The 26931-nt window shown below is 71.4% G+C and carries 22 protein-coding genes and 2 pseudogenes; 17 read left to right on the top strand and 7 right to left on the bottom strand.

The window, feature by feature from the left end:
* Positions 1–380: 380 nt before the first annotated feature.
* A complete protein-coding gene (locus tag AB0C15_RS23335; RefSeq protein ID WP_357355111.1) occupies positions 381–1136 on the top strand; it encodes a phage Gp37/Gp68 family protein in 756 nt (251 codons plus the stop codon).
* A gap of 33 nt (positions 1137–1169) precedes the next feature.
* Here the strand turns inward: AB0C15_RS23335 and tcmP are convergent, their stop codons facing one another.
* On the bottom strand, positions 1170–2330 hold the full coding sequence (gene tcmP, locus AB0C15_RS23330; protein WP_357355109.1) for a three-Cys-motif partner protein TcmP: 1161 nt from the start codon (positions 2328–2330) through the stop codon (positions 1170–1172).
* Positions 2331–2511: 181 nt separating this feature from the next.
* Positions 2512–2742 (bottom strand): winged helix-turn-helix domain-containing protein, encoded by a 231-nt coding sequence (locus tag AB0C15_RS23325; RefSeq protein ID WP_357355123.1) that lies wholly within the window; start codon positions 2740–2742, stop codon positions 2512–2514.
* Between the two features lie 297 nt (positions 2743–3039).
* Between AB0C15_RS23325 and AB0C15_RS23320 the strand changes: the two genes are divergently transcribed.
* The 8 genes from AB0C15_RS23320 to AB0C15_RS23285 all read left to right on the top strand — a co-directional run bounded on the left by AB0C15_RS23320 (position 3040) and on the right by AB0C15_RS23285 (position 11970).
* Positions 3040–3279, top strand: coding sequence for a hypothetical protein (locus tag AB0C15_RS23320; protein ID WP_357355107.1), 240 nt, complete (start codon positions 3040–3042; stop codon positions 3277–3279).
* 226 nt (positions 3280–3505) lie between these two features.
* The gene (locus AB0C15_RS23315) at positions 3506–4705 is read left to right on the top strand and encodes a substrate-binding domain-containing protein (protein WP_357355105.1); all 1200 of its coding nucleotides are present in this window, start codon (positions 3506–3508) and stop codon (positions 4703–4705) included.
* Between the two features lie 2 nt (positions 4706–4707).
* The gene (locus AB0C15_RS23310) at positions 4708–5451 is read left to right on the top strand and encodes an ABC transporter ATP-binding protein (protein WP_357355103.1); all 744 of its coding nucleotides are present in this window, start codon (positions 4708–4710) and stop codon (positions 5449–5451) included.
* A 56-nt stretch (positions 5452–5507) separates the two neighbouring features.
* Positions 5508–6287 (top strand): ABC transporter ATP-binding protein, encoded by a 780-nt coding sequence (locus AB0C15_RS23305; protein WP_357355121.1) that lies wholly within the window; start codon positions 5508–5510, stop codon positions 6285–6287.
* Complete coding sequence (locus AB0C15_RS23300; RefSeq protein WP_357355101.1) at positions 6287–7177, top strand: branched-chain amino acid ABC transporter permease; 891 nt, start codon at positions 6287–6289, stop codon at positions 7175–7177. The genes AB0C15_RS23305 and AB0C15_RS23300 overlap by 1 nt, the downstream gene beginning before the upstream one ends.
* Complete coding sequence (locus tag AB0C15_RS23295) at positions 7174–8277, top strand: branched-chain amino acid ABC transporter permease (RefSeq protein WP_357355099.1); 1104 nt, start codon at positions 7174–7176, stop codon at positions 8275–8277. Before AB0C15_RS23300 ends, AB0C15_RS23295 begins: the two co-directional genes overlap by 4 nt.
* A 99-nt stretch (positions 8278–8376) precedes the next feature.
* Positions 8377–10500 (top strand): DEAD/DEAH box helicase, encoded by a 2124-nt coding sequence (locus AB0C15_RS23290; protein WP_357355097.1) that lies wholly within the window; start codon positions 8377–8379, stop codon positions 10498–10500.
* Between the two features lie 588 nt (positions 10501–11088).
* A complete protein-coding gene (locus AB0C15_RS23285; protein WP_357355095.1) occupies positions 11089–11970 on the top strand; it encodes a hypothetical protein in 882 nt (293 codons plus the stop codon).
* 253 nt (positions 11971–12223) lie between these two features.
* On the opposite strand, the gene AB0C15_RS23280 is transcribed toward AB0C15_RS23285, so the two are convergent.
* On the bottom strand, positions 12224–12640 hold the full coding sequence (locus tag AB0C15_RS23280) for a helix-turn-helix domain-containing protein (RefSeq protein ID WP_357355093.1): 417 nt from the start codon (positions 12638–12640) through the stop codon (positions 12224–12226).
* 248 nt (positions 12641–12888) lie between these two features.
* On the opposite strand from AB0C15_RS23280, the gene AB0C15_RS23275 reads away from it, so the two are divergent.
* Positions 12889–13329 carry a hypothetical protein gene (locus AB0C15_RS23275; RefSeq protein WP_357355091.1) on the top strand — a complete coding sequence of 147 codons (441 nt, stop codon included), beginning with the start codon at positions 12889–12891 and terminating at the stop codon, positions 13327–13329.
* A 54-nt stretch (positions 13330–13383) separates the two neighbouring features.
* Here the strand turns inward: AB0C15_RS23275 and AB0C15_RS23270 are convergent, their stop codons facing one another.
* The gene (locus AB0C15_RS23270) at positions 13384–14538 is read right to left on the bottom strand and encodes an SAM-dependent methyltransferase (protein ID WP_357355090.1); all 1155 of its coding nucleotides are present in this window, start codon (positions 14536–14538) and stop codon (positions 13384–13386) included.
* A gap of 89 nt (positions 14539–14627) precedes the next feature.
* The gene (locus AB0C15_RS23265) at positions 14628–16328 is read right to left on the bottom strand and encodes a DEAD/DEAH box helicase (protein ID WP_357355089.1); all 1701 of its coding nucleotides are present in this window, start codon (positions 16326–16328) and stop codon (positions 14628–14630) included.
* A gap of 448 nt (positions 16329–16776) precedes the next feature.
* Here AB0C15_RS23265 and AB0C15_RS23260 point away from each other — a divergent pair, with 448 nt between their 5' ends.
* Complete coding sequence (locus tag AB0C15_RS23260) at positions 16777–17418, top strand: ferritin-like fold-containing protein (protein ID WP_357355087.1); 642 nt, start codon at positions 16777–16779, stop codon at positions 17416–17418.
* A gap of 75 nt (positions 17419–17493) precedes the next feature.
* Here the strand turns inward: AB0C15_RS23260 and AB0C15_RS23255 are convergent, their stop codons facing one another.
* A complete protein-coding gene (locus AB0C15_RS23255) occupies positions 17494–17721 on the bottom strand; it encodes a DUF3107 domain-containing protein (protein WP_030329796.1) in 228 nt (75 codons plus the stop codon).
* 64 nt (positions 17722–17785) lie between these two features.
* A complete protein-coding gene (locus AB0C15_RS23250) occupies positions 17786–18424 on the bottom strand; it encodes a TetR/AcrR family transcriptional regulator (RefSeq protein WP_030489514.1) in 639 nt (212 codons plus the stop codon).
* Positions 18425–20601: 2177 nt separating this feature from the next.
* Between AB0C15_RS23250 and AB0C15_RS23245 the strand changes: the two are divergent.
* The 6 genes and pseudogenes from AB0C15_RS23245 to AB0C15_RS23220 all read left to right on the top strand — a co-directional run.
* Positions 20602–21762, top strand: a pseudogene (locus AB0C15_RS23245) (hypothetical protein); the annotation flags it as partial.
* Between the two features lie 23 nt (positions 21763–21785).
* Positions 21786–22760: an alpha/beta hydrolase gene (locus tag AB0C15_RS23240; RefSeq protein WP_357355084.1), complete on the top strand. Its 975-nt coding sequence runs from the start codon at positions 21786–21788 to the stop codon at positions 22758–22760.
* A 5-nt stretch (positions 22761–22765) separates the two neighbouring features.
* Positions 22766–23614, top strand: a complete 849-nt coding sequence (locus AB0C15_RS23235) for a DUF3152 domain-containing protein (protein WP_357355082.1) — start codon at positions 22766–22768, stop codon at positions 23612–23614.
* A gap of 103 nt (positions 23615–23717) precedes the next feature.
* On the top strand, positions 23718–24536 hold the full coding sequence (locus AB0C15_RS23230; protein ID WP_357355080.1) for a DUF3152 domain-containing protein: 819 nt from the start codon (positions 23718–23720) through the stop codon (positions 24534–24536).
* Positions 24537–24592: 56 nt separating this feature from the next.
* Positions 24593–25841 (top strand): annotated as a pseudogene (moeZ, locus tag AB0C15_RS23225) (adenylyltransferase/sulfurtransferase MoeZ).
* A gap of 146 nt (positions 25842–25987) precedes the next feature.
* Positions 25988–26818 carry a prenyltransferase/squalene oxidase repeat-containing protein gene (locus AB0C15_RS23220; RefSeq protein ID WP_357355078.1) on the top strand — a complete coding sequence of 277 codons (831 nt, stop codon included), beginning with the start codon at positions 25988–25990 and terminating at the stop codon, positions 26816–26818.
* Positions 26819–26931 lie beyond the last annotated feature (113 nt).

Genomic DNA, 26931 nt, shown 5'->3' with positions numbered 1-26931 from the left:
CTGCCCAGTCCTCCACGCTCAGCACCTCCCGATGCTTCCGGAAGGGGTCAAAATTCAACCGGAACCACGGGGTCAGTTTTCACGCGGCGTCGACACACTTGAACCCAAGGCGTCCTGAGGCCACTACATCCACGATCAAGCACGATCTTGTAGGGGTGGATTCGGATGCGAGGCAGCAACATCGGGAAGTTGTGGCGATCTTCGAGCGCAACGCCCGTCCAGTTCCGCTGTGCGGTGTGGGTGCTGGCGGCCGCTTGTAGTGCCGTGTGCACAGCCGGCCTACACGTGAGCGCTGAACCCAACGGGCCGACACGCCGCGCAACCCTTCCCATGCGTACGGTTGTTCGACAGTATTGGCGCGTCGAGCGAAGGAGGGGCACATGGCAGACAAAAGCGCCATCGAGTGGACGGAAGCAACCTGGAATCCCACTACAGGTTGTGACCGCATCTCGTCGGGTTGTGACAACTGCTATGCGATGACCCTCGCCAAGCGCCTAAAGGCCATGGGCTCGGCCAAGTATCAGACCGACGGCGACCCCCGCACCTCAGGGCCGGGATTCGGCGTAGCGCTCCACCCTGACGCCCTCGATATACCGCGACGCTGGCGTGACCCTCGGACGGTCTTTGTCAACTCGATGTCGGACCTGTTCCACGCCAGGGTTCCTTTTTCTTACGTGCAGCAAGTCTTCGACGTCATGCGCGAGACGCCACGCCACACCTTCCAGGTGTTGACGAAGCGCGCAGCTCGGCTCGCCAAGGTCGCTCATGATCTTGATTGGCCGCCGAACGTCTGGATGGGTGTGAGCGTCGAGGACGACAGTCAACGGTCCCGGATTGACTTCCTTCGGAAGGTGCCAGCGGCGGTTCGCTTCATCTCGGCGGAGCCCTTGCTTGGTCCGTTGCCGCGGCTCGACCTCGCGGGGATGGACTGGCTGATCGCGGGTGGCGAGTCGGGTCAGGGCTGTCGCCCGATGAAGGGGTCCTGGGTCGCTGACCTGCGCGACCAATGTGACCGGGCGGGGGCCGCCTTCTTCTTCAAGCAGTGGGGTGGGCGTACACCCAAGGCCGGTGGACGCCTACTCGACGGTCGCACCTGGGATGAGATGCCAACGCCTCGCCTGCCCGCTGCCGCCTAATTGGCCTGTTGGCTCTCCATCAAGGTCGACCTCTCAGAGTTGCCGGATGGGGTCCTTCCAGAAATTTCCGACGCCGGTGTGGTCGATCAGACCCCGACGGTGCAACGACTTGACTGCGTGCCGCGCATGGCGCGTCCACGCCTGGCCAAGCACTCCCCGGTAGACCTCGGGCACCCGCTCGGCGAGCTGGACTGGGTTCGATTCCGAAAGTAGTTGAACGATGTTCTGCTCAACAACCTGCGCAACCCGAGGTAGTGCGCTGCTCACATACGCCGGACGATCGAATGAGAGTGACCCGAACAGGGTGTCCTGGCTCATCTGACTCTTGTAGCGGGCTTCCTCCAGGTCCACGCCGGCTTGCCCCAGGGCGTCGGCGAAGTGCCAAGCGCCTTCTGTGTGTCTTGTGAACAGCATCAAGACGTACTTCGGTGAGAGTTCCGGGCGCGGTCGGACCGGCATAGTGATCGCGCTATAGCTCGTTCCCGCGGTCAGCCGCTTCTCGTACTCTGCGCCCACTTTGAGAGCAACCTCAGTTGCGGTCTCCTCATCTCCATCACCGTTCACCCGTGCGAAGTGGTCCTGCCACCAGTCGTCGCCGAGAAACCTCGTGAGGTGGTCGGCCGTCTTCTGCTCGGCAGGAGGCAGCCGACTACCTCGGGAGCGCGCTACTTGAACCGCTCGTCCCATCCTCGCGATAGCAGAGACGCTGAAGTGAAGAAGAACCTCCGTTGGCGGCGAAGAAGGCCGCCCGAGGAGCCCTGAGCGCACGAGTCCGAAGTCAAGCGCAAGGCCAAACGGATCGAGGAAGGCGAAGAGTGAAGCCTGACGAGCAACCGAGAGGACCTCCGGCAGGTGATCTGCCACGTCGCCTTGCCGGAGGATTCGTCTCGTTGAGCCTCCGCGCTCCTCCAGCACCCGCTGCAGGTTTGCGAAGTGAGAAGGATTCTTCTCTACAAAGAAGAGCAAGACGCTCCGGAAGCCTCTGACCGTGTCGGCGCAGCGGGACAGCAGTAGCGGCGAGCCTTCCTCCCCTTCCTCCTCGTACTCGCCTCGTCCCGCGTAGCCATCGAGAAAAACGACTCGTTTGCCCTGGCCGGTCTTGGAAGCGAAGACGACGGGATAGCGCTTCAGGATGCCGTGCTTGAGTACAGCGGCGGCCTTACGGGAACGGAAGAAGTCGTCGTTGGCCGACACCGCGCCTCCTAGCTCACATCACCATTGGTGATGTGAAGGTAGCGGAGGGTGTGTCTGAGTTTCTGTCCTGCTAACCGAGCGGCGAGGGGCGTTCAGAATCAGCGGGCCGTTCACCAGGGATGACACAAGCAGGTGGCGAATCCGGTGAAGGTCCGTGTCCTCGATCTGACAAGTGGACGGGTCAGCCGCGTGGGTGTTCGGCGACGTAGGTGCCGCGGCCGGGCTGACCGGTGATCAGCTCGCGGTCGTGCAGCAGCGAGAGTGCCCGCGAGGCTGTGTTCATGTGCACGGCGTAAGCCTCGGCGAGTTCCCGGGTGGAGGGCAGCTTGTCGCCCGGCTTCAGGTCGCCGCTCTTGATCTTCGCGGCGATCTCGTTGGCGATGCGGCGATACGGGGCTTCTGCTGTGGGCATGGTGAGGACTCCGGTCGGTTCGGCGTCCTTGATCATGCCGGCCTACACCAGTTACTGCAACAGGCTGTGGTGTCGCTGCTTCGAAAGGTCGACCTACACAAGTATTTGGGGTAGGTTGCTGATGTCCCGCTCCGGTTGGTTCGGCAAACCCTCGGGGCGCGGGCGTGAGGTGGGCTCTGCGTTCGTATCGCCGCTGACGAGGGCTGCGGGCGCGGGGCCGGGCGGTCCGGTGGGCGTCCCCTACCCGCACACCGGACCGCCCACCAGATCGACGAGTCGAGGGTGATGGTTGTGCGCATGGAGAGAGAGCGTTTCGTGGTGCACTTGCCGGTGGTCGCGGCAGACCTACCGGGGGCACTGCGATTCGCCCGGGTGATCACCCGGGCGCTGGGTTTCCTCGCCGACGTCGATCGGGCGGAGACGACGGTGTCGGAGGAGGACGCTCAGTGCGTACGTCATCGGGTCTTTTGTGACAGCCTGCTCGACGATCGGCGGCGCTGCTTGCGTGCGGCAGCCCACGACGGGCCCTGCGGCTGACCGGACCGGGCGAATGGCGCGGGGCGACACACGGTTCGGGTGGTCCGTGGGGGTTCGGGCCATCGGGAGGCGAAACCCCGAGGCGGTGGTGCGGGCCGCTGTAACCCCCGGCCACCTCAATCTTGTTACTTGTGTGTTTCCGCCACATAGCTCGTGGGTGAGGTCACTTCTAGCGTGGGCCGTCACGAAGAAGTTCTCTCCCTCCGAGTCCTCATGTGGAGTCGCAATGACGGTCCGGACGACGCGGCGGGTGTTCCTCTCCGCCGCCACGATGATGGCCGCGGCGTTGGCCGCCACGGCCTGTGGCAGCCCGCAGGACACCGCCACCGGCGGCGGCGACAGTGCCGCGCCGGTCAAGGTCGGCCTGGTGTACTCCCAGTCGGGTGCCCTGGCCAGCTACGGAAAGCAGTACATCGAAGGGTTCAAGGCGGGGCTCGACTTCGCCACCCAGGGCACCGGCAAGGTCGGTGACCGGAAGATCGAGCTGACCGAGGTCGACGACGCGGGCGACCCGGCCAAGGCGGTCTCCGCGGCGAAGGACCTGATCGGCAAGGGCACGAAGATCATTGCCGGCTCCACCGCGTCCGGCGTGGCGCTCCAGGTCGCGCCGATCGCGGCACAGAACAAGGTGCTGTTCATCTCCGGCCCGGCCGCCACGGACGCGGTGACCGGCGCGAACAAGTACACCTTCCGCTCCGGTCGGCAGTCCTACCAGGACGTGGTGACCGCCAAGTCGTTCATCGGCGACCCGACCGGCAAGAAGGTGGTGGTCTTCGCCCAGGACGGCGCGTTCGGCGACGCCAACGAGGCGGCCGTCAAGGCTGTCATCGGCGGCGCGGGTGCGACCGTGAGCAGTGTCCGGGCCCCGGCCAGCGCCACCGAGTTCACCCCGTTCGCCAGCCAGATCAAGGCTGCCAAGCCGGACCTGCTCTTCGTGGCGTGGGCGGGTACGACCGCTCCGGCGATGTGGCAGACCCTCGACCAGCAGGGCGTGCTGTCGTCCACCACTGTCGTCACCGGCCTGGACATCCGCGCCTCGTGGCCGACCTTCGGTGCCGCCGGGGCGAAGATCTCCTTCCTGTCGCACTACTTCGACGGTGCCAGCGACACCGAGGCCAGCAAGGCGCTCAAGGCCAAGGTCAACACCATCGACCTGTTCCACCCGGACGGTTTCGCCGCCGCGCAGATGGTGGTCCGCGCCGCCCAGGAGGGTGGGGACGACGTCGACAAGATGGTCACCGCGCTGGAGGGCTGGAGCTTCGACGGAGTCAAGGGCAAGATGACCATCCGGGCCGCCGACCACGCGCTGCTCCAGCCGATGTTCCAGGCCAAGCTGACCGGCAGCGGCACCGCCTTCACCGCGACCGCCCAGAAGAGCCTCACCGGTGACGAGACCGCGCCACCGGCCGTGGCCATGAAGGGCTGACCATGCTCGCCACCCGCGGTCTGACCTGGCGGATCGGTGAGGTCGCCATCGTCGACAGCGTCTACCTCGACCTGGCACCCGGGGAGTTCCTCGGCGTCATCGGGCCGAACGGCGCCGGTAAGACCTCACTGTTCAACCTGATCACCGGCCTGCGGCGGGCCACCGAGGGCCGGATCACCCTGGACGGGCAGGACATCGAGGCGCTCCCGCCACACCGGCGGGCCCGCCTCGGTCTGGGCCGTACCTTCCAGGCTTCTTCGGTCTTCGGCTCGCTGAGCGTTCGGGAGAACGTCCGGCTCGCCGTGCAGGCGCACCGCGGGGGCTCGATGGCACTGTGGCGGCGGGCGGCGGCCGACCGGGAGGTCGCCGCCGCCGCCGACGCGGCGCTCGACCGGGTCGGCCTCGCCCACCGTGGTACGGCCCTCGCCGGCACCCTGGCCCACGGCGAGAAGCGCAAGCTGGAGATCGCCCTGCTGCTCGCCGGTGAACCGCGGGTGATGCTGCTGGACGAGCCGATGGCCGGGGTCAGCGCCGAGGACGTGCCCGAACTGGTCGCCGTCATCAAGTCGTTGACCGGCGACAGCGGCCGGGCGGTGCTGATGGTCGAACACCACATGGACGTCATCCTGGAGCTGGCCGACCGGATCGCCGTCATGCACCACGGCGCGCTGCTGGCCTGCGACACCCCGGAGACGGTGATGGCCAACCCCACCGTGCAAGAGGCCTACCTGGGGGAGTCGCTGTGAGCGCGAGGAGTGAGCCGGGTTTGCGAGCCCCGCAGTCGCGAACGGAAGCGGCTCGGCTGGAACCGGTTCTCAGTGTGGAGGAGTTGTCGGTCCGGATCTCCGGGCTGCACATCCTCCAGGGGGTGTCCTTCACTGTCGCCCCGACCGGCGTGACCGTCCTGCTCGGCCGCAACGGCGTGGGCAAGACCACCACGCTGCGCGCGATCGTCGGCCTCACCCCGCCCGCCGGGGAGGTGCGCGGCACCATCCGGATGGGCGCGCAGAGCCTGCTGTCCCGGCCCACCCACCGGCTGGTCCGCGGCGGGCTCGGCTACGTGCCCGAGGACCGCTGCGTGTTCGCCGGCCTCACCGTCGCCGAGAACCTGCGGCTCGCCGAACGGCGCGGCACCAGCCCGGCGTACGACAGGGTCTTTGCGCTCTTCCCGGAGCTGGACCGGCGCGGACGGCAACGGGCCGGCTCGCTCTCCGGCGGCCAGCAGCAGATGCTCGCGATCGGTCGGGTGCTGCTCAACGACAACCGGCTGCTGCTTGTCGACGAGCCCACCAAGGGGTTGGCGCCGAAGGTGGTGACCGAGGTGGCCGAGGTGTTGGAGCGGGTCGCGGAGTCGGTGCCGGTGCTGCTCGTCGAGCAGAACCTGGCAGTGGTTCGCCGACTGGCCCGCGACGCGGTGGTGCTCGCCGCCGGCAAGGTGGCCTGGACCGGCGACGCCCGTGAACTGCTGTTGGAGACCGCGTTGACGAAGTCGCTCCTGGGTGTCGGCTCCGCGGAGGCGGCTGCGCCGAGCGCGAGGAGTGAGCTTGCGAGCCCCGCAGTCGCGAGGAAGGACCAGCTCTGATGGGGACCATCATTCTCCTGGCGCTGACCGGGCTCGGCCTGGCGGCGCTGTACTTCCTGGTCGCCTCCGGCCTGTCCCTGGTCTTCGGTCTGGCCGACGTGCTCAACTTCGCGCACGGGCTGTTCCTCGGCGTCGGCGCGTACGGGACCTGGTGGGCGGCGGGCAACCTGCCGGGCGCCGGCCCCGACGGGTTCGGCTTCGTGTTGGCGGTCGCCTTCGGGGTGGCCGCCGGCACGCTCGTCGCGGTCCTTGTCGAGTTGGTGCTGATCCGCCCGCTGTACTCCCGCACCATCGAGCAGGTGCTTGTCACCGTCGGCCTGTCGCTGGCCGGGGTGGCGTTGTTGCAGGCCACCTGGGGTGCGGACGCCCGGCCGTTTCCGCGTCCGGACTGGACGCGGCAGGTGACCGGAATCCTCGGCGCGCAGGTGCCCAACGGTGGCCTGCTGCTGATCATCGCGGCGGTGCTGGTGCTCGGTGCGATCCTGGCGTTCCTGCGGTGGACCCGGTACGGCCTGGTGATCCGGGCCGGGGTGGAGAACCGGGAGATGGTGACCGCGCTCGGCATCGACGTCCGCAAGGCGTTCACCCTGGTCTTCGCGATCGGTGGGGCGGCAGCCGCGCTCGCCGGTGCGCTCGGCGGGGTCTACTTCGGCACCGTCTCGCCCGGACAGGGCGGCTCGCTGCTGATCTTCGCGTTCATCGTGGTGGTGATCGGCGGGATGGGCTCGGTGGTCGGCTCCGCGTACGCGGCGGTCGTGGTCGGGCTGGTGCAGCAGTTCGTCAACTACTACGGCACGTCCGGGCTCGGCGACATCTGCGTGGTCGGGCTGCTGGCCGTGGTGCTGCTGCTGCGCCCGCAGGGCATCGCCGGAAAGGTGGCAACGGCATGACGGTGATCGACGCTCCTCCCGCGCAGGTGCCGGACGAGCTGACCCCGCAGCGGGGGCGGTGGCACCGGGTCCGCCCGTTCCTGCCGCTCGTCGCGCTCGTGGTCCTCGCGATCCTGCCGTACTCGACGATCTCCCTGCCGGGGATCTTCGAGGGGCCGGTCAACTCACCCGGCACCCTGCAACTGCTCGCCATCTGCCTGATCTTCGGCGGGTTGGCGGCCGGGTACGACCTGCTCTTCGGCCGGACCGGGATGCTCTCCTTCGGGCACGCGCTGTACTTCGCCGCAGGTGTCTACGGCACCGACATCCTGGTCACCCGGGCCGGTCTGCCGCTGTGGCAGGCGGCGGTGCTGACCATCACCGGTGGCACCATCCTCGCGGCGCTGCTCGGTGCGGTGGCCCTGCGTACGGTGGGCATCGCCTTCGCCATGGTCACGTTGGCCTTCGCGCAGGTGGGGGCGATCCTGGTGGCCCGGGACTTCGGCGGGCTCACCGGAGGCGAGGAGGGTCTGCCGCTCGACGTGTCCGGGTTGCCCGCCGGCCTGGTCGGGGTGACGAACACGGTCAACCTGTACTGGCTGGCACTGGCGTACCTGACGCTTGTGGTCTTCGTGGTGCACCGGGTGAGCGGGTCGCCGACCGGGCGGGTACTCGCCGGGCTGCGCGACGACGAGCGGCGGATCGGCGTGCTCGGGCTCGACCCGTACCGCTACAAGCTGGTCGCGTTCACCCTGGCCGGCGGCCTCGCGTCGGCGGGCGGGGTGGTCTACGTCCTGATCGTCGGCGGCGCGTCGCCGCACATCACGTCCTCCGAGCTGACCCTGTCGCTGCTGGTCATGGTGGTGCTCGGCGGGCCGGGCACCCGGTGGGGCCCGGTGCTCGGCGGCGTCCTCTACATGTACCTGGACCACCGGCTCACCGCCTTCGGCACGAGCGACGCGGTGGACGATTTGCCGGCGATCCTGAGCCGCCCCCTGAGCCAGCCACTGTTCGTCCTGGGCACGGTCTTCATCCTGGCCGTCTACTTCTTCCCCGGCGGCCTGACCAGCCTGACCTCCCGCCTGTCCCACCTGACCCGCGCCCTCCGCCCCCGAGGTTGACCCCGTTGATCAAGAGGTTTGCGTCAGGATCCGGGCGGATTCTGACGCAAACCTCTTGATCAACAAGGGCTTGACGGATGGCGCTGGTAGAAATGCCGGGTGGAGACAGCAGAGCGGGCAGCCGTACGCGAGCGGGCCGAGGCGGTGCTGCGCCGGCTGGCCGGTGACCACGCCCGGCTGCGTGAGGATCAGTGGCGCGCCATCGAGGCGCTCGTCGTCGACCGGCGGCGGGTGCTCTGCGTTCAACGGACCGGTTGGGGCAAGTCGGCGGTCTACTTCGTGGCCACCGCCCTGCTGCGAGAGACCGGGGAGCACGGCCCGACGGTGATCGTCTCGCCGCTGCTGGCGTTGATGCGCAACCAGGTCGAGGCGGCTGCCCGGGCCGGCATCAGGGCCCGCACGATCAACTCGGCGAACCTGGACGAGTGGGACGAGATCACCGCCGAGATCCAGACCGGCGCGGTGGACGTGCTGCTGATCAGCCCGGAACGACTCAACAACCCGGACTTCCGCGACAGCGTCCTGCCCAAGCTCGCCGCGACCACCGGCCTGCTGGTGGTCGACGAGGCGCACTGCGTCTCCGACTGGGGGCACGACTTCCGGCCCGACTACCGGCGGCTGCGGACGTTCCTCGCCGAGCTGCCCGAGCGCACCCCCGTGCTGGCGACCACCGCCACCGCAAACGCGCGGGTCACCCAGGACGTCGCCGAGCAGCTTGGCGACGCCCTCATCCTGCGCGGCACCCTGGACCGCGAGTCGTTGCGCCTCGGGGTGCTCGACCTGCCCAGCCCGGCGCACCGGCTTGCCTGGCTCGCCGACCACCTGGACCAGCTCCCCGGCTCCGGCATCGTCTACACGCTCACCGTGGCGGCAGCGGGGGAGACGGCCGAGTTCCTGCGCTCCCGGGGCTACCCGGTCGCCTCGTACAGCGGGCAGTCCGACGACGCCGACCGGCGGGCCGCCGAGCAGGACCTGCTCGACAACAAGATCAAGGCGCTGGTCGCCACGAGCGCCCTGGGCATGGGCTTCGACAAACCCGACCTGGGCTTCGTCGTCCACCTCGGCGCGCCGCCCTCGCCGATCGCCTACTACCAGCAGGTCGGCCGCGCCGGCCGCGCCGTCGAGCACGCCGAGGTGCTGCTGCTGCCCGGCGTCGAGGACGCCGCGATCTGGCGCTACTTCGCCTCGCTGGCGTTCCCACCGGAGCAGCAGGTCCGGGCCGTACTGGCCGCCCTGCACCACGACCGCCCGCTCTCCACCCAGGCCCTCGAACCCCTCGTCGACCTGCGCCGGGCCCGCCTGGAGCTGATGCTCAAGGTCCTCGACGTGGACGGCGCGGTCCGCCGGGTGCGCGGGGGCTGGCTCACCACCGGCGAGCCGTGGGTCTACGACGAGGCCCGGTTGCGCCGCGTCGCCGAGGCACGCACCGCCGAGCAACAGGCCATGCGGGAGTACGCGACCACGTCCGACTGCCGGATGCGGTATCTACGGGAACGCCTGGACGACACCGAGGCGGTCGACTGCGGCCGCTGCGACAGGTGCGCCGACCCTCTCTTCGCCGCCGACGTGTCGACGGCCGCGCTCGCCGCCGCGCAGACCTTCCTGGGCCGACCCGGGGTGGAGATCGCGCCGAAGAAGCTCTGGCCGACCGGGCTCGACGCGGTGGGCGTACCCCTCAAGGGCCGGATCGCCCCCACGGAGCAGGCGCTGCCGGGCCGGGCCGTCGGGCGCCTCTCCGACCTGGGCTGGGGTGGCCGGTTGCGTGCCCTCGTCGGCCCGGAAGCGCCGGACGCGGCGCTGCCCGACGACGTGGCCGGCGCGGTCGTGGAGGTGTTGAAGGCGTGGGCGCACGGCGACGACCCGTGGCCCAGCCGGCCGGTGGCGGTGGTCGCGGTCGGTTCCCGGCGGCGGCCCAGGCTGCTCGGTTCACTCGCCGAGCGGATCGCCACCGTGGGCCGGCTGCCGCTGCTCGGCCAGGTCACCGCTGCCGGCCCCGGCGGGCCGGCCGGGGCGCGCGGCAACAGCGCCCAACGGGTACGCGCGCTGCACGACACCTTCACCGTGCCCGCCGACCTGGCCGAGGCGCTGGCCGGGCTGGACGGCCCGGTGCTGCTCGTCGACGACCTGATCGACTCGGGCTGGACGATGACACTTGTCGCCCGGGCCCTGCGCCGGGCCGGCGCGACCGACGTCCTCCCGCTCGCCCTCGCCGTGGCCGGCTGATTCGCCGCCGCGCGCGGTGGCCGGAGCCGGATGCCCGACGCGGTGGCGTGTCGCGCGCTGCGGAGCCGGTCGTCCGTGCGGGCGCGGCACACGGCAGGTGGTCCAGTTTCGCCCGGTCGGTGGAAAGTTCCCCGGCGTCGCCGAATGCGACAGTCGCCACGCCGTCAGGTCGTCGGCCTGGGCCGGCTGCGCACGGCGGTAACGTGGGCACCATGACCGACCAGCAGCCCGTCACCTGCGCGCACGGCGTCACGGGCACGACCGCCGTCGACGAGGCCGGCCACCCGCTGGGCGCTGGCGGTGCCTGACCAGCTCTCCGCAGGGCCGGTTCCGGACCAGGTGACCGCGGTGCCAGTCCCTGCCGAGGTGCCCGGGGTGTCGGGCGCTGATCGTGCGTCTGCGGTGTCGGGGTCTGATCGTGCGTCTGCGGTGCCGGGGTCTGATCGTGCGTCTGCGGTGTCGGGGTCTGATCGTGCGTCTGCGGTGTCGGGGTCTGATCGTGCGTCTGCGGTGCCGGGGTCTGATCGTGCGTCTGCGGTGCCCGGCGTCGACGGGGTCTCGGTCGGTCCGGACCGGAGCACTCTCCGCTTGGCGCTTGTAGTCGGCGGGCTGGTGTTGGCGGTGCTGCTCGGCTTCGGTCTCGGACGGCTGAACGTCAACGGTGCCGCCACCGGGGGCCCGTCGTTTGCGGCCGAGCACACCGACCCGCCGGGCGTAGCCCCGCACAGCCATGGCTCCGCAACGGGCACCGATCAGGGCGTACCCACCGAGCCGGGCGGTCTGGCAGTCAGCTCAGCCGGGCTCACGCTGGCCCCCCTGGCCACCGAGTTCGTGGCGGGTCGCCCTGGCCAGCTCCGCTTCCAGGTGCGTGACGCCCAGCGTCGGCCGGTCACCCGGTACGCCATCGTGCACGACAAGCCGATGCACCTCATCGTCGTTCGGCGTGACCTGAGCGGCTACCAGCACCTGCACCCCACCATGGCGGCGGACGGCACCTGGTCGGTGCCGTTGGCCCTCGCGCAGCCGGGCCTCTGGCGCGCGTACGCCGACTTCACCGTTGTCGCCGACAACGGCGCGCAGACCGCGGTGACCCTCGGCACGGATCTGGTCGCGCCCGGCGACTACCAACCCCGCCCGCTCCCGGGGCCGGCCACCTCGACGACCGTGGACGGCTTCACCGTCAGCTACCAGGGCGCTCCGCAGGCCGGGGCGACCGTGCCGCTGACCTTCCGAGTCGACGGCGTCGGCGGTGCCGCCCCGCTGGAGCGGTACCTCGGGGCGTACGGGCACCTGGTGGCGTTGCGCGAGGGCGACCTCGGCTACCTGCACGTGCACCCGGAGACCGAGCTGGTGGACGGTCAGATCAAGTTCTGGTTGACCACTCCGGGCCCGGGCCGCTACCGCCTCTACCTCGACTTCCAGGTCAACACCGAAGTCCAAACCGCCGAATTCACCCTAACCGTCCCCTGACCCCGCCCTCCCGCCCCGCCCTCCCCCTCCCCACCCCTCCCCCTCCCCCTCCCCACCCTCCCCCCACCCCACCCCACGCCGAGCCCGGTGATCAAGAGGTTTGCGTCAGGTTTCGCCCGTGGTTTGACGCAAACCTCTTGATCACCGCGGAGAGGCGGGCCGGACCCAGTCCCAGCCTGGAGGGGCGGGCCGGCGCTGGAGGGGGCGGGTTGAGCGCTGTAGGGGTTGGGTTGGGGTGGTGGGGGGGGGTGGGTCAGCCGGCTCGGCGGATGGGGCGGCGGGCCAGGTAGCGGAGCAGATCGCGGATGTGGTGCTTCTCCTCGGCGGGGACCGTGGGGTCGGCCAGCCGCTCCAGGATGGCCCGGACGTCGGCCTCGACCGGGCCCTCGTCGTGGCGTCGGCGGGGTGCGGGACCGGCGTCGGGAAGCCCCAGTGCGCGGAACGCGGCGGCGACCGGGAGGTCCAGTGCGGCGCAGAAGCCGCGCACCTTGGCCAACTCGGGATAGTCCTGCCAGTCGCCGGCCAGCCAACGGAACACGGTGGAGCGACCCACGCCCGTGTGTGAGGCAAGATCACTCACGGTCCAGCCGCGTTCGTCGCGAGCGTCGTCGATGGCGCGCCGGACGAAGCGGGCGAAGGCCATCTGCGGTGATACGTCGGCTGATCCCATCCCTGCGTGACTTCCCCTCCCGCCGGAGCACCGGGACGATGCGTCTTCCGAGGGTAGTACTCCTGAGGCCGGAAACAATTGACTGACCGCACAAACTGTCCCATGGACGAGACTTTTCTCTGGAACCGTGTGTGCAGAACGAAAATTGCATCGAGCGATCTTCATCGTTCTTCAATTAAGCTCGGTGCCCGTCCCGTCCCGACATCCGCCGCCCGCCTCGTCCGCCCGGACCACCGCCGAGGAGCACCATGGCCGAATCGAGCCGTCCCCAGCCGTACCAGCCCGGTGCGGTGAGCCTCTTCTTCGTCGCCAAGGCTGGCGTCTTCGCCGCCGCGTTCTGGATCTGGTTGCTGATCATGGTGCTCCGCACCGATCCCGCGACAGGTCTCCAGGTGCTGGCCGCAACCGGCGCCATCACCACCACACTTGTCGCGGTCCTGCTCGGTGCCCGGATGGCGTTGCAACAGAATGCGGCCATCCGGCACGCCGAGGTGAAGAAGCTGCTTGTGGACATCTCCTGGAACGCATTCACGGCAGCCGGCAACGCCGAGGCCGGGGGCAAGGTCGTGCCATTCCCGACCGGCGCGGGCGACGCCGACTGGCCCGCCCAGCGGTCCGGCACCGACCGGGTGTCGGCCCGCGATCACGGTGCCAGTGAGCGCAACGGTGGTCGGGACCGCCGACGCTAGCCACAGCGAGGCCAGCGGCGCCCGCGCCCGCACCACCGGCCGGCCCACCCGGTTCTAGCTGGCGGGCCCCTCGGCGAGCAGGGTCTCCAGCCGGGGGTTGACCCGCCACTGATCGACCAGCTCGCGATACTCGGCGTGCTGTGGCCCGGTCGCCGCAGCGCCGGTACGACGTGCGCGGATCAGCAGGTTACGTGGGGTGTGCTGCGAGTCCACGAACTCCACCACCTCGGCCCGGTAGCCGTGCACCCGCAGCAGCCCGGCGCGCAGTGCGTCGGTGAGCACGTCGGCGAAGCGCTCCCGCAGGATGCCCTGCCGGGTCAGCAGCTCGTACGGGGCCGGGGCGGGGTGGGCGCGGAGCTGCTTCGCCAGGTCGTGGTGGCAGCACGGCGCGGCAAGCACCCAGCGGGCCTCCCAGCGGACCGCGCGGGCCAGCGCCTCGTCGGTGGCGGTGTCGCAGGCGTGCAGTGCCAGCACCAGGTCCGGGGCGGGGTCGACGACGGCGTCGGCGATCGTCCCGGCCACGAAGCTGACGTGATCGGCCCAGCCGAGCCGCTGCGCCAGCTCGGTGTTGCGTCGCCGCTGGTCCTCCCGGACGTCCACGCCGACCAACTGGACGTCGAGGCCCCGGCCCGTCAGGTAGCGGTACGCGGCGAACGTCAGGTACGCGTTGCCGCAGCCCAGGTCGACCACCCGCAGCGGGCCGGTCAGATCGTCGGGCAGGGTGGCGGCCAGGGCCCGCAGGAACGCGTCCACCTGGCGGCGCTTGGCCGCCGACCCGCCGATCTCGGCGAAGATCGGGTCGCCGGGGTCGAGTAGATAATCCTTGGCCCGGTCGTTACCGGCGGGTGTCGCCGCCGGGCGGGACGTCGCGGCTCGGTGCACCTGCGCCTCCCCGGACTTGGTCACCCGCAGTTGGAGGGTCGCGTCGGCCGTCTCGACGTGCCAGTTGCCGAACGGCTCGGCCAGCAGTTCGTCGACGGCGGCGGCCGCGTCGGGACCAGGGGCGACATTGCGGGTGTACGGGCGAGCGCCGTCGGACGTGGTGATCTGCATCCGGGGCCCGGCCTTGAGTGTCACCGGCCGCAGTTCGGCCCGTTCAACTGTGGGGCGGCGTCCGCGGCGGCGGCCGGCGGCGACCGCCCGGGTCAGTGCGGGGTCGAGCAGCAGTGCCCGCACCTCGGTCAGGGCGGCGTCCAGTGGTTGCGGCATCGTTCCATCTTTGGCAGGTGAGGTGGGAGAAGGGAACATCCCCCGCACCGCGCGAGGCGGTGCGGGGGATGTCAGGTGTGACTGGTGGGTCAGTCCGCGGTGGCCTCGGCCGGCGTACCCGCGCCGGAACCGCCACCACGGCGGCGTCGGCGGCGGCGCGGCTTGGTCGCCTCGCCGTCGGACCCGGTGGCCGGCTCGGCGGGGCCGCTGTCGGCGGAGATCACCGCGGTCGCCTCGCCCGCGACCACCTCGCCGGCGCGGCGGCGACGCCGGCGGCGTGGGGTACGGGTGCCTTCGTCGGTGGCCTCGGCCGCAGGCGCCTCGGCGGCGGCCGTCGTGCCGGCGTCGGAGCGGTCGCGGCGGCCCTCGCCCCGACCCTCACCGCGGCCCTCGCCCCGACCACGGCGCTCGCCGCGACCCTCACCGCGTCGGGCACCCCGACCGCCGCTGTCGCCCCGACGGGAGCGGGTCGTCCCGCCCAGGTCTTCCTCGATCTCGGCGGACAGCCCGGCCCGGGTGCGCTCGGCCGTGGGCAACGTGCCGCTGACCTCGGTGGAGATGTGCAGGTCGGTGTAGAGGTGCGGCGAGGTGTGGTACGTCTCCGGCGGCTCCGGCATCTCCAGACCGAGGGTCTTGTCGATGATCCGCCAGCGCGGCATGTCGTCCCAGTCGACGAAGGTCACCGCGACGCCAGTCGCGCCCGCCCGGCCGGTACGACCGATCCGGTGAGTGTAGGTGTCCTGGTCTTCCGGGCAGTCGTAGTTGATCACGTGGGTGACGCCTGTGACGTCCAGCCCGCGGGCCGCCACGTCGGTGGCGACCAGGATGTCGATCTTGCCGGCCCGGAAGGCCCGCAGCGCCCGCTCGCGGGCACCCTGGCCGAGGTCGCCGTGGACCGCGGCGACCGCGAACCCGCGGAAGTCGAGGTCCTCGGCAACCCGGTCGGCGGCCCGCTTGGTACGCGTGAAGATCATGGTCAACCCACGCCCCTCCGCCTGGAGGATGCGCGCCACCACCTCGACCTTGTTCATCGAGTGGGTGCGGTAGACAAGCTGCTGGGTCTGCGGCGACGGGCCGGTCTCGGCGGTGTGCCCGGCGTGGATCGTCATCGGCTGGCGCAGGAAGCGGCGCGACAGGGTGACGATCGGGTCCGGCATGGTGGCCGAGAACAGCATCGTCTGCCGGTCTTCCGGCAGCATCGCCAGGATCTTCTCGACGTCGTCGAGGAAGCCAAGGTCGAGCATCCGGTCGGCCTCGTCGAGGACGAGCGCGTGCACCCGGTCCAGTCGGAGGTGCTTCTGCTTCTGCAGGTCCATCAGCCGGCCGGGGGTGCCGACCAGGATCTCGACGCCCTTGCGCAGCGCGTCGATCTGCGGCTCGTACGCCACACCACCGTAGATCGGCAGCACCCGGACGCCGCGCGTCCGGCCGGCGGCGGCCAGGTCCTTGGCGACCTGGATGCCCAGCTCACGGGTGGGGACGACGACAAGCGCCTGCGGGACGCCGTCGCCTCCCTCGCCCGGCGCGAACACCCGATCCAACAGGGGTACGCCGAAGCCGAGGGTCTTGCCGGTGCCGGTGGGCGCCTGGCCGATCAGGTCGACACCGCGCAGCGCGATCGGGATCGCGTACTCCTGGATGGCGAAGGCGCGGGTGATGCCGGCCGAGGCCAGGGCCTCGACCGTCTCGGCGCGGGCGCCGAGTGCGGCGAACGTGGGGGCCTCCGGGCGAACCGGGGCGGTGGGGGCCAGTTCCTGGCCGTCCAGCAAATCTTGAGTCAGGTCGCTCATCTGGATGTGGGGGTGCCCTCTCGTGGGTGCGCCCGTCATGTCCTCAGGGCGCGTTCGGTTTGACGCGGGCCACACGGTCGGCGGCAGATTGCCGTGCCGGACCGGGCCGCACGCGCGCCGCAGGCTGAGCAACGATCAGATCGGCGCCCACGGCAACTGCTCCATGTTACCTGAACAGGCATGCCCTCGTCCCGATTCCCAGTCGGCCACTCGCCACGCGGGGCAAGTAATTGTGACCCACGCCACACTGATCTCCGACCGACCGGCTGGGCGTGCGTCCCGTACGCCCCTCGCTGTCGTCGATCAAGGAGTTGTGCTGGTGGGCAAAGGGGTCGTACGCCCCTCAACCGGGCACCACAACTCCTTGATCGACCGGGGACGGCGCGGGGGCGGCGCGGGGGTGGCGCGGGGGCGGCGTGCGGGGCGACCACGCGATAGCCTGCCGCCTGTGTCCGCCTCCGGTTCCGCGTACGCCGATCTGCTGGGTCTGGTCGCCTTCGGTGAGCTGCTCGCCTTCGAGCGGATGGCGGGCGACGCCCGGCTCGCCCCTGACCTGCGCCGCCGGGCAGCGCTGAACGAGATGGCCGCCGCCGAGATCGTCAACTACCGCCGTCTCGCCGACCGGCTCGGTGCGTTGGGCGTGCCGCCGGAGGAGGCGATGGCGCCCTACGTCGGGCCGTTGCAGGCGTACCACGACTCGACCGAGCCGCGGGACTGGGCGGAAGTGGTCACGAAGGCGTACGTCGGCGACGCGATCACCGACGACTTCGTTCGGGAGATCGCCGATGCGCTGGAGGAGCCGGACCGGGCGCTGGTGCTCGACGTCCTGCACGACTCCCGGTACGCGGACTTCGCCGCCGAAGAGATCCGGGTGGTCGTCGCCGACGACCCCCGGGTGGCCGGCCGACTCTCGATGTGGGCCCGGCGGCTGGTTGGCGAGGCGTTGTCCCAGGCTGGCCGCGTCGCTGCCGAGCGGGGCGCCCTCACCGCGCTGATCGCGCGGGACGGCCGGGTCGACGTACCCGGGCTGTTCGGCAGGCTCACCACCGCGCACACCGCGCGGATGGTCGCCGTCGGGCTGAACAACTGACCGACGTGTCGGTCGGGCCGGTGCCGGCCTGCGGCAGGTGGGCCGAGTGCCGACCTGCCGCGATGGCCGGACCGGTCAGCGGACGGTGAACCCGACCGCTCGGGGCGACGCCTCGGCGATCTCGACGTAGGCGACCTTCTCGACCGGAACGATGACCCGCCGGCCCTTCTCGTCGGTCAGGGAGAGCGTGCCGCCGTTGCCGGCGAAGGCGTCGGTCACGATCTGCTCGATCTCGGCCGGCGACTGCGCGCTGTCCAGAACCAGCTCGCGCGGCGCGTACTGCACGCCGATCTTGACCTCCACTGTGCCTCCTCAACTGGGGCGAAAGAACCGCCCTGCGAAGGCTATCCGATCACGGGGTCAGCGGTCAGGCTGACTCACCTTGCAGCGGGAAGCTCGCGATGCCCCGCCAGGACAGCGCGGCCACCAACGCTTCGGCCTCGGCCTTCGGCACCTGCCGGCCGCCGGCCAGCCAGAACTGCGCGGCCGTCTCCGCCGCGCCGACCAGCCCGGAAGCGAGCAACTCGGCGTGTGCCCGGCTCACCCCGGTGTCGGAGATGATGGTGTCGGTGATCGCCGCGATGCAGCCCTGCTCGACCCGCTCCACCCGCTGCCGCACCGCCGGGTCGTTGCGCAGGTCCGATTCGAAGACGAGCCGGAAGGCTTCGCTCTCGTGGTCGACGAAGTCGAAGTACGCCCGCACCGATGCGCTGACCCGCTCCTTGTTGTCACTGGTGCCGCGCATCGCATCTTGCACCTGAGCGACGATGGCGTCACAGTGCGTGTCGAGCAGGGCCAGGTAAAGGTCCATCTTCCCGGGAAAGTGTTGGTACAGCACCGGCTTCGAGACCCCGGCCCGCTCGGCGATGTCGTCCATCGCGGCGGCGTGGTAGCCCTGCGCGACGAACACCTCCTGCGCCGCAGCGAGAAGCTGCTTACGGCGCGCGGAGCGGGGCAGGCGAGTTGGCCGGCCAGCGGTCTGTGCACCGTTCCCCGCAGCGGTCATGGGATCCTCCGAGTTCTCCGTACGAGCCGGCATTTTCCCCCCAGACCGGGCGAAGCCCGTGACCTCCGTCGTGGAAATGGCCCGCCGCTGTAACTTATCGCCACTCTCGGCACACGGTAGCCTCAGCGGGGGCGACCAAGGAGCGCGCGGTGAGTGAAACAGGGCAACCCGGAGCCGCCACCCCGGGAGAGCACGGTGACGGAGCGGGTCAGCACGACGACCCGAGCCGTTCCGTCAGCGGGTGGGCACCTCCGGCGGGTGGGTGGCCCCGAGCCGCCGACCACGAGGCTGCCCGGGACGAGGCGCCGCGCTGGCAGCCGGACCCCGCGTCGGGCTGGCGGACCTCCTCGACCCGGCACGGTGATCTGCCATCGCCGCTGGTCGGGCGCACTGGCGATCCGGAATCGCCGACCCGCGTCAACGGCCACCACGTCAACGGGACACACCCCTCGGACGACGTCAACGGCGTCCACCACCCCGGTCTCGAACCGCCGACGGGGCGCCCGACACCGGTGAGCGCCCCGCCCGGGCTGCCCGTCGAGGGTCGCTCCGGCGCGCCCAGCGACCGGCTCGTGGTGCCCGCCCAGCGTCCCGCTCCACCAGCAGAGCAGGGTGCCACCGAGACCGAGGCTGGCCCCACCGTCGACCCGGGTGCCGCGCACCGTGCCCGCTGGGCCGAGCCCGGGCTGCCCACCTCGGCCCCGCCGGCCGTCCAGGTGCCGCCCGTCGGCACCGCCGCATCGGGCTTCGAGGTGCCGCCCGGCTTCCACGCGCCGACCGGCGAGCGGCTGGCCGCCGACGACAATCAAGCCGCACCCCGCGAGTGGCGGGCCCCGCTCGCACCGGAGCGCACGGCGACCGCGGGGCGCCCCCCGGGTCCATCCGCGCACGCCGCCGACGGTGAGCCCGGCCGTGCCGGTGACGAACCGCGACCGGCGGACGCCCACCGCGCGGGTGAGTCGCACCGCGCCGGTGAGTCGCCGGCCACCGAGCCGGACTGGTCGGGTCCGAGCTGGAACCGTCCGAGTTGGGGTGGCGGCTGGGCACCACCCTGGTCCCGCCAGGACGACGAGCCGGTTGGCCCGGCAGCACGGGACGAGGCCGCACCGGGCTGGGTCGCCGAGCCGAACCAGCCGTACGAGCCGGTGCGCGCCGAGGTGTCCCGCCCGTACGAGCCGGTGCGCGCCGAGGCACCCCGGGCGTACGAGACGACCCGGGACGAATCCGAGTCCACGCCGGAGCGCCCCGCCGAACCGACAAGCGCGCCACCGGCCGAACGGCCATCGTGGGCGGGTGGTGTGACGCCGACGAGTGGTCCGCCCGCTGATCGGCCGTCGTGGGCGGGTGGTGTGACGCCGACGAGTGGTCCGCCCGCTGACCGGCCCTCGTGGGCGGGGTCTGGGGCGAGCAGCGGCTCCCGGGCCGACCGTCCGTCCTGGGCCGGCGGGTCCGAGACCGCGACAAGCGTGCCGCCGGTACGACCGTCCTGGGCGGGTGGGTCCGAACCACCCGCGACCGGCCCGGCGTCGGCACGTCCGTCCTGGGCCGGGGGAGCCGATCCGGTGCCGCCCAGCGCGCCGCCGACGCGACCGTCCTGGGCCTCCAGCCCGTCGCCGGTCGAACCGGCACCTGCCGACGTGCCACCTGCCGCACCCGCCGGACCACCCCCGGCACCGGCCGGGCCGCCTCCGACGCTCACCGACGCGCCGCCCGCCCCGTCCGGCCCGTCCCTGGTCGCCGAGCGCTCCTCGTGGACCACCGGTTCGCCGACGGCGAGCAGCTCCCGGGCCGAGCGGCCCGACTGGGCCGAGGGCCGGATTCCCGCGACTCCGGTCGACCCTCCGTCCTGGCCAGGAAGCCGGTCGCCGAACCTCGGTGGGGGCGACGGCGGCGACCGGCCCGGCCAGTCACGGCCCGAGGTGCGACCGACCGCGCCGTTCCGACTCCGGCCGGAGTCGCCCGAGCCGCCAGCTCCGTCAGTCGTCGACTCGGCCCAGTCGGTCGCGCCGGCCAACGACCCGGCGTCCAAGGACGCTGCCCAGTCCTCAACGGCCGCCGCCACCAAGGGTTCCGGCCGCCGCGACCAGGCCACACCGGCATCCGCCTCCGCCTACGCGGCGCGCCGATCCGCCCCCGACCCGACGTCGTCGCCCGACGCCGGCCGACAGTCGGCCCCGAGCGCGGTGGTGCTGCCGCAACGCGTACCCGCCCAACCGGACGTGCCCGTGGTGCCGGAGCCGCCAGCCGTGGACCCACCCGCCGAGACCCCGGAACTCGCCCGCATCGCCACCCACCTGCGCCGGGATGACGAGCCGGCCCCCCTGCGGGAGCGCCCCGAGGGGTTCGACGTCAACGCGATCCTGGACGCCGTCCGGGAGGTGGCGGGTGTCCGTGACGCGGCCCTGCGCCGTACGCCGGCCGGGGCGCACAGCCTTCGACTGGACCTTGCCGACGGTGCCGACCCGGCCGAGGTGAGCCGGCAGGTGGCCCGGCTTCTCCAGGAGCGGATGGGGTTGGCCGCGGCCCCGCAGAACGTGCCCGGTCTGCCCAGCACGCCACCCCCGCCGGTACGCCGTCGCGCGGCCGAGAACCGGTCCACCGAGCGGCGTACCTCGGCGACCCAGAACGCGACCGTGCGCGAGCCCGGCGAGCCTCGGGCGGCCGATTCGCCGACAGTCGTCCGTCCACCCGGCGGTCGAGCCGAAACCACGCCGGCCGGCCCGGAGTCGCGGCCCAACACGGATCCGACGCGCCGCCGTCGGGCGAACACTCCGCACCGGGGTCGCGCCACCGTCGAGGAACCCGGATCGGTCTCGGCCGCCCCGGCCGGTGCCGCCACCGGTAGCCCGGCGACGCTTGGTACGTCGTACTCCGGTGGTCAGGTGACCACGACGGAGTCGGCGCCGTCCCGGCCGCTGGAGACCGGCGACACGCCGGGGCCCCGAGTGGTGATCGACCACGTGCAGGTCAGCACCTTCGGCCTGGACGCGAACGTCGAGGTCCGGCTGCTGGCCGGGGAGGACAGCGCCTCCGGGTACGCCACCGGGCCGGCGGTGGACGGCTATGTGCTGCGGCTCTGTGCGGTGGCGGCGGCCGCCGCGGTCGACGAGCTGCTGCGCGGCACCGAGAACGCCGAGCGGGGGCGCTGCTTCGTCGAGCACGCGGCGGTGGTGCCGTTCGGCAACTGTGAGGTGGCCACCGTGGTGGCGTTGCTGGTCTGTGAGGGCTGGGTCGAGCAACTGGCCGGGTCGGCCCTGGTCGCGGGTGATCCCCGGCAGGCGGTGGTCCGGGCGACACTGGCGGCGGTCAACCGTCGACTGGAGGCGCTGCTGTCCTGAGTGGTCCGGGGCAGACTGGAGGGATGAGAAGCGCGACCCTCTGGCCGGACCACCTGCTCCCCGACGACAGCGTCCCGCCACCGTGGCCGGGCCGTGAAGTCCGCCTCGACGGCCTGGTCACGTACGTGCGGGACACCCCGGCCACCGCCGTCGGCGCGGAGCCGGCGTTGTACGTACACGGGTTGGGTGGGTCGTCACAGAACTGGACCGACCTGGCCGGGTTGCTCGCCGACCGGCTGGACGGTCAGGCCATCGATCTGCCGGGCTTCGGCCGGAGCGAGCCGGGCCGGCGCTACACGGTCCCGGCCTTCGCGGATCTGGTGGTCCGCTGGATCGAGCACTCCGGTCGCGGTCCGGTGCACCTGTTCGGCAACTCGCTCGGCGGCGCGGTGGCGGTGCAGGTCGCCGGGCTCCGGCCGGATCTGGTGCGTACCCTCACGCTGATCTCCCCGGCCCTGCCGTTTCTGGACTTCCGGCGCTCGTTGCAGGGGCGGATGCTGCCGGTGCTCGCCATTCCCGGCGGTGAACGGCTGGTCGCCCGGCACCTCACCCAGCTCGCGCCGGAGGTGATGGCCCAGCAGGTGCTTGAGGCGTGCGTCGCCGACCTCAGCCGGATCTGCGATCAGCGCCGGGCCGAGGCGTTGGAGGAGATACGGGTGCGGTACGAGGCGCAGCACTACGCCGCGGCGTACGTCCGGACGTTCCGTGGGCTGGTCTCCAGCTTCCTGCGGTCGTACCTGCCGGGGCCGGGCTCGCTCTGGCGTCTCGCCGGGGCGGTACGCGCACCGACCCTGGTGGTGGGTGGCCGACAGGACCGTCTGGTCGACGTGCGGGTGGCGCCGCAGACCGCCCGGGTCATTCCGGACAGCCGATTGATGATGCTCGACGGTGTCGGCCATGTGGCGCAGTTGGAGGTTCCCCGGTTGGTTGCCCGCGCGGTGGTCGGCCTGCTCGCCGAAACGGGGGAGGTCGCGCGGCCGTCCGATCTGGCAGGCTGACCTGGATGCCCAGCTCAGCCCGCCTCCCCGTGCGCCGTCGGCGACGTTTCGCGCTGATCGCCCAACTGGTGGCGGTGGTGGTGGCGGTCGGCGCGGCGGTGACCGTGATCGCTGAGCGGCCGGGTGGACAGCCCGGCGCCGAGCGGCTGGCCGCCGAGCAGATCGGCACGCCACCGCCGCTTGTGGATGCGCCGGTGCCGCCTGAGCCGTCGCCCTCTGCCGCGCCACCGTCAAGCGCGCCCCCGGTGTTGCGGGTGCCCGGCGCGGTGCCGAGCGCCGGCTCGGGCACGTTCGGCTACGACTCCCGATCCGGCCCGGTGCTGGGCCGGGCGGGTGAGCTGCGGCGTTACCGGGTCGCGGTGGAGTCGGGCAGTGACGAGGACGCCGCCGATTTCGCCCAGGCGGTTCACACGGCGCTCGCCGGGCCGGGCAGTTGGGTCGACAGCGGCAGGCTGCGGCTTCAGCAGGTGCCCGGGGCCGCGCCTCGCGACTTCACCGTCTACCTCGCCACGGCTCGTACCGCGGGCCGGATGTGCGCACAGGGTGGGGTGAACATCCGGATCAACGGCCGGCCGTACACGTCCTGTCGCGCACCCGGGCAGGTGATCATCAATCTGGATCGGTGGCGGTTGTCCGTGCCGCACTTCGTCTCGGCCGCCGTGCCGCTGACGGTCTACCGGACGTACGTCGTCAATCACGAGGTGGGTCACCAACTGGGGCATCGGCACGAGCGCTGCCCCGGTGCGGGCCGGCCGGCGCCGGTGATGATGCAGCAGACGCTCTTCCTCAACGGGTGCCGGGCCAACCCGTGGCCGTACCTGAACGGGCGTCGGCACAGCGGCCCCGCACTGTGAGCCGATCGGCTCGACACGCCGACCACCCAACCCTCCATCAGGCGTCTTGTGGCAATAGCACCAAAAACGGAGAAATGCCCGAATAATCTGTCACGCTTGGCTCATGACGCCGTCGTCCCCTTACGGCCCGCCGCAGCCGTCCGACCCCCGGTCGGCGCTACGGGGTGCGCGTCCCACGTTCGTCCGGATGCACCGGCGTCGACGCCGCAGCATGCTGCTCGGCCTGCTCGTGCTCGCCGCCGCCATCGGCGTGACGGTGAGCCGGGGCGGTGAGCCGTCAAGCGAGCCCCCGGCCGCCACCCAGGGCGGAATGGGCCACGGCGGTGGGGTCGCGCACCCGGCCCCCACCACCTACCCGTCGGTCGGAGCGGGCCGCTTCACCGTGGCGGACGGCGAGACGTCCGTGCGCGGCACGGACGGGCCGCTGCGCCGTTACCGGGTCGTCGTCGAACGCGGCGCCGGCCAGGACGCCGACGAGTTCGCCGCCAGGGTGGACGAGGTGCTGGCCGACCCGCGCAGTTGGATCGCGTCCGACGAGCTGCGGGTGCAACGGGTGGCCGACGCCGAGGCCGCCGACTTCACCATCTACCTGGCCACCCCGGTCACGTCCGAGCGGATGTGCGCCGAGGGCGGCTTGACCACCGAGCGCTACACCTCCTGCCGCCTGCCCGGCCAGGTCATCATCAACCTGGCCCGCTGGATGGAGGCGGTCCCCGACTACGGCGCATCGCTGGACACCTACCGGACCTACGTCATCAACCACGAGGTGGGACACGAGTTCGGCGAGGACCACGAGGCGTGCCCCGGCCCGGGGGAGCCGGCCCCGGTGATGCAGCAGCAGACGTACGGCCTGCACGGCTGCGTCGCCAACGCCTGGCCGTACCTCGACGGTCGTCGCTACGCGGGAGACATCGTCCCCTGATCGGGCGAGTCGTCGGTTATTCCCGCTCCCGCATACCGGACCACGTGTCGTCCCTCATGGCCGAGCGGTGCCCCCGCGAGCAACAATGGCGCGGTTCACACCGCCGATCCCGGGGAGTCCACCGTGTCGTTGCCCCCGCTCGTCGAACCCGCCGCCGAGCTGACCGTAGACGAGATCCGCCGTTACTCACGCCACCTGATCATCCCGGACGTCGGGGTGGCCGGGCAGAAGCGGCTCAAGAACGCCCGGGTGCTCTGTGTCGGCGCAGGTGGCCTCGGGTCGCCCGCCCTGCTGTACCTCGCCGCAGCCGGGGTCGGCACGCTCGGCATCATCGACTTCGACACCGTCGACGAGTCCAACCTCCAGCGCCAGGTCATCCACGGTGTGTCCGACATCGGCCGTTCCAAGGCCGAGTCCGCCGCCGCGTCGATCCGCGAGATCAACCCCCTGGTCAACGTGGAGATCCACAACACCGCGCTGGACCGGGAGAACGTCCGCGAGATCTTCGCCCAGTACGACCTGATCGTCGACGGCACCGACAACTTCGCCACCCGCTACATGGTCAACGACGCGGCGGTGCTGCTGGGCAAGCCGTACGTCTGGGGCTCGATCTACCGCTTCGACGGCCAGGCGTCGGTGTTCTGGGCCGAGCACGGCCCCTGCTACCGCTGCCTCTACCCGGAGCCGCCGCCGCCCGGCATGGTCCCCTCCTGCGCCGAGGGTGGCGTGCTCGGCGTGCTCTGCGCGTCCATCGGGTCGATCCAGGTGAACGAGGCGATCAAGCTGCTCACCGGGATCGGCGAGCCGCTCGTCGGCCGCCTGATGGTCTACGACGCCCTGGAGATGGAATACCGCAAGATCAAGGTTCGGAAGGACCCGAACTGCGCGCTCTGCGGTGAGAACCCGACGGTCACCGACCTGCTCGAAGACTACGAGGACTTCTGCGGCGCGGTCTCCGAAGAAGCCCAGGAAGCCACCCTCGACTCGACCATCACCGCACTCGAGCTCAAGGAGTGGCAGGACGCCGGCAAGGACATCTACCTCGTCGACGTACGGGAGCCGGCCGAGTACGAAATCGTCCGCATCCCCGGCGCCACCCTGATCCCCAAGGGCGACATCATCTCCGGTGAGGCGCTCGCCAAACTGCCGCAGGACCGCCAGATCGTGCTGCACTGCAAGTCCGGCGTCCGCTCGGCGGAGGCCCTCGCCGCGCTCAAGGCGGCCGGTTTCAAGGACGCCGTGCACGTGCAGGGTGGCGTGCTCTCCTGGATCAAGCAGATCGACCCGTCGCTGCCCGCGTACTGACCGTTCAGGCCGGGGCGGCCCACGTGGCCGTCCCGGCGAATCGACGCAGATGACGCTGGGCAGCCCGACGGCCGGAGCGACGCAGCCATTGCGGCCTGGCCGATTCTCCGAGGCGTCATGGCGTCTGCGCAGGTAGCGTCTCCGCCGTGGTCGACTTGGAAGCCGCGATCGGGTTCGTGGTGGCGCACGGGGACGCGGTGGAACGTGCCCGCCTCTCCTGGCTCCGCAACGGCACCGTCGTGCCCGCCGAACTGTTGGAGACGGCCGAGGTGGGCCAGTCTCCCGACGGCGGGTGGCCGGCCACCTGGGGCGGCCCGGTCGCCTCGATCGACGCCACCTGTTTCCGCCTCGTCGAACTGGACGACCTGGGCGCGCTCGGTCGTCCCGCAGCCCGGCGCGCGCTCGACTGGCTGGCGTCCCGGCAGCAGGCCGACGGCGGCTGGGAAGAGGACGCGTCGCTTGCCGACTCGGCACCGGAGTGGGCCCGACCCGGCGATCCGGAGGCCGGGTTCCTCGTGTCCGCAAACGCCGGTTTCTGGCTCACCGTCGCCGGCCTGGACGCCCGAGCCTCGGGTCCGCTGGACCATCGGGTCGGTGGGGCGTACGCCGGGGTGGTGCAGGCGGCGGCCCACTCGCTCGCCGCGCGGCTCCGCCCGGACGGCAGTTGGCCGTCGTTCCTCGCCGCGGGCTGGCTGAGCGCGGCCGTACTGCACCGGCAGGAGATGTTCCAGGAGTCGGCGCGCATCCAGGTGGTGCTCGCCGAGCGGATGCCGAAGATGTCCCCCGGCGACGTGGCCTGGTTGGCGGCCACGCTGCGCCGGGCCGGCGTCGACCCGCAGGACTGGATCATGGTGCGGGCGCTGCGCCGGTTGGCCGAGACCCAGCGCAGCGACGGCGGCTGGGAGAGCGACGACGGCCACCAGTTCGACGTGCACGCCACGTTGGCGGCGATCCGAGCGGCCCGCCCCAAGAGCTGAGCTGCCCCAACGCCCCCGACCCCCCGACCCGCCCCGACCCCCCGACGCGCCGATCTTGCAGTTTCGGTTGCCGACTCGGGTTGTTTGCCCGTTATGGCACAACACTAAGTGCA

It is taken from the genome of Micromonospora sp. NPDC048835 (assembly GCF_040649995.1).
In the GTDB taxonomy this organism is placed as follows: domain Bacteria; phylum Actinomycetota; class Actinomycetes; order Mycobacteriales; family Micromonosporaceae; genus Micromonospora.
This window is presented reverse-complemented; position numbering and strand designations above follow the sequence as displayed.

Coding starts and splice junctions, on each gene's coding strand:
- AB0C15_RS23250 (WP_030489514.1), bottom strand. CDS start 18,424: ATGACCGCTGCGGGGAACGGTGCACAGACCGCTGGCCGGCCAACTCGC.
- AB0C15_RS23275 (WP_357355091.1), top strand. CDS start 12,889: ATGGCCGAATCGAGCCGTCCCCAGCCGTACCAGCCCGGTGCGGTGAGC.
- AB0C15_RS23235 (WP_357355082.1), top strand. CDS start 22,766: ATGCCCAGCTCAGCCCGCCTCCCCGTGCGCCGTCGGCGACGTTTCGCG.
- AB0C15_RS23315 (WP_357355105.1), top strand. CDS start 3,506: ATGACGGTCCGGACGACGCGGCGGGTGTTCCTCTCCGCCGCCACGATG.
- AB0C15_RS23265 (WP_357355089.1), bottom strand. CDS start 16,328: ATGAGCGACCTGACTCAAGATTTGCTGGACGGCCAGGAACTGGCCCCC.
- AB0C15_RS23335 (WP_357355111.1), top strand. CDS start 381: ATGGCAGACAAAAGCGCCATCGAGTGGACGGAAGCAACCTGGAATCCC.
- AB0C15_RS23295 (WP_357355099.1), top strand. CDS start 7,174: ATGACGGTGATCGACGCTCCTCCCGCGCAGGTGCCGGACGAGCTGACC.
- AB0C15_RS23270 (WP_357355090.1), bottom strand. CDS start 14,538: ATGCCGCAACCACTGGACGCCGCCCTGACCGAGGTGCGGGCACTGCTG.
- AB0C15_RS23230 (WP_357355080.1), top strand. CDS start 23,718: ATGACGCCGTCGTCCCCTTACGGCCCGCCGCAGCCGTCCGACCCCCGG.
- AB0C15_RS23280 (WP_357355093.1), bottom strand. CDS start 12,640: ATGGGATCAGCCGACGTATCACCGCAGATGGCCTTCGCCCGCTTCGTC.
- AB0C15_RS23300 (WP_357355101.1), top strand. CDS start 6,287: ATGGGGACCATCATTCTCCTGGCGCTGACCGGGCTCGGCCTGGCGGCG.
- AB0C15_RS23320 (WP_357355107.1), top strand. CDS start 3,040: ATGGAGAGAGAGCGTTTCGTGGTGCACTTGCCGGTGGTCGCGGCAGAC.
- AB0C15_RS23310 (WP_357355103.1), top strand. CDS start 4,708: ATGCTCGCCACCCGCGGTCTGACCTGGCGGATCGGTGAGGTCGCCATC.
- AB0C15_RS23325 (WP_357355123.1), bottom strand. CDS start 2,742: ATGCCCACAGCAGAAGCCCCGTATCGCCGCATCGCCAACGAGATCGCC.
- AB0C15_RS23240 (WP_357355084.1), top strand. CDS start 21,786: ATGAGAAGCGCGACCCTCTGGCCGGACCACCTGCTCCCCGACGACAGC.